Origin of the sequence: Mucilaginibacter calamicampi (genome assembly GCF_042676765.1) — a bacterium.
GTDB classification, from domain to species: domain Bacteria; phylum Bacteroidota; class Bacteroidia; order Sphingobacteriales; family Sphingobacteriaceae; genus Mucilaginibacter; species Mucilaginibacter calamicampi.
The window spans coordinates 1-1,885 of the sequence record NZ_JBHTHU010000016.1 but is presented as its reverse complement, the minus strand read 5'-3'; the positions used below and the strand labels follow the sequence as shown (position 1 = coordinate 1,885).

At 48.7% G+C, this 1,885-nt stretch carries 1 protein-coding gene; it reads left to right on the top strand.

The window, feature by feature from the left end; translation table 11 throughout:
- Positions 1-39 precede the first annotated feature (39 nt).
- Positions 40-1,885 (top strand): condensation domain-containing protein (locus tag ACFQZS_RS13305; protein WP_377101010.1); only part of this gene is annotated, 1,846 nt, incomplete at its 3' end.

The window sequence follows — 1,885 nt, the reverse complement described above, 5'->3', positions numbered from 1 at the left end:
GAAAGCTACACGGCCCCGCAGACAGAAGCAGAGGCGGTCTTGTGCGTAATCTGGCAGGAAGTACTGGGCCTGGAACGGGTAGGAGTAACAGACGACTTCTTCCGTATCGGAGGCGACTCGATATTGAGCATCCGTATTGTAGCAAAGGAAAAAAAGATAAACCCCAATGCCCGTGTCGCCGATATTCTGCGCTACCGCACCATTCGGGAAATACTAAAGCACAGCCAAACATCTGGCGGTACACAAAGTAGTACCTATATACCTTTTTCACTGATCAGCGAAACGTTCAAGGAAGAAATCATCCGCACCAACGATCTGGAAACAGAAAATACAGCAGACATCTATCCGGCCGGTTACCTGCAATCAGGTATGCTGATCGAATCGACAGCCAAAGCCGATCCTTCAGTATACCATGATGTTTTTTCCTACCGCATCATGACGGTGTATGAACCCGGAAAATTCGAAAAGGCATGGCAGCAACTGGCTGAAAAGAACGAGCAGCTGCGTACCGCCTTTATCGAAAGCGAACAGGGCTACCTGAATGTGATCTATAATAAGATAGCGATCAGCAGCAAGATAGTGCTAGGGGATGATGACACAGACATCCGGGAGATCGTCGATACAGAAAAGTACAATGGATTCGACTTTACAGTTCCCGGACTGTTCAGGCTGCTGATCATGCCGGATGATCTCCGAAAAGAATTTACACTGATCTTCTCCTTTCATCATGCCATAACCGATGGCTGGAGCGTAGCGTCGCTGATCAACGAGTTTGTAGATGCCTATGTGTTGAGAAAAGCGATCCGCAAAGAAAAAAAGCCACAATATGCACAGTTTGTCAGCAACGAACAAAAAGTGCTGAGCGATGCAAAGTATAAACAGTTCTGGCAAGCTTACCTGGAGGATTACGAGTTGAAACAAAGGGTTTTCAGGGAAGACCCACCAGCGGACGAACAGGGACAAGTGTTTGCCAGAACGAGTCTTTCCCAGGATATCAACAATAAAATACTATCCTTAGCGCAGCAGCTGAAAGTAACGCCCGACAGCATGTTTATGGGCATTTACAACCTGGTGCTGGGCACGTATTACAATACGGATGACGTGGTGATCGGCACCGTAGCCAACAACCGGCTGGAAGAAGAAGGCGGCGACCGGGTATTCGGCCTGCATCTGAACACGATCCCGCTACGGTTTGACAGGAAGGCGATACCCGACGCCAGCGGAAAGGAATACTTTTCATGGGTGTTCAAAAACCGGTCAGAAGTAAACGATTACAAACTATATCCGTATGGAAAGATCAAATCCGACCAGGGTCTTGCAGAAGATATTTACCGTTGCGCGTTTAACTATGTTCACTTCCATGTAGGTGAAGAGAATTATGCCAAACAGGCGTTTGCTTTAGCCTACTCGTATGAAAAGACGAATATCCCGCTAACGCTGAACGTACAACGCTACCAGGATAAGTTCCACTTAAGTTTTGACGGATCGCCCGGGTTTATAGACGAAGCGACAGCAGAAAAGCTGCTGAACTATACCGTGCTGCTTTTAGAAAGAGTAATCAACCACCCGGAGCGTAAGGTCAATCAACAGCACGGCCTCAGTGCCGCCGAACAATCACTACAGTTAGAATCCTGGAACAATACAGAAAAAGCTTACCCGGATACGGAAACGATCCACGGAATGTTCGAGCAGCAGGCGGCGAAACATCCGGGCAAAACAGCGCTGGTATACGAAGGACAGACACTGAGCTACGGCGAGCTGAACGAGCGGAGCAATGCGCTGGCACGACATATCAGAAAAACCTACCAAACCAGAACAGGATCAGCGATGCCACCGGACACGCTGATCGCGTTGCTGCTGGAGCGGAGCCTGGAAATGGTGGTAG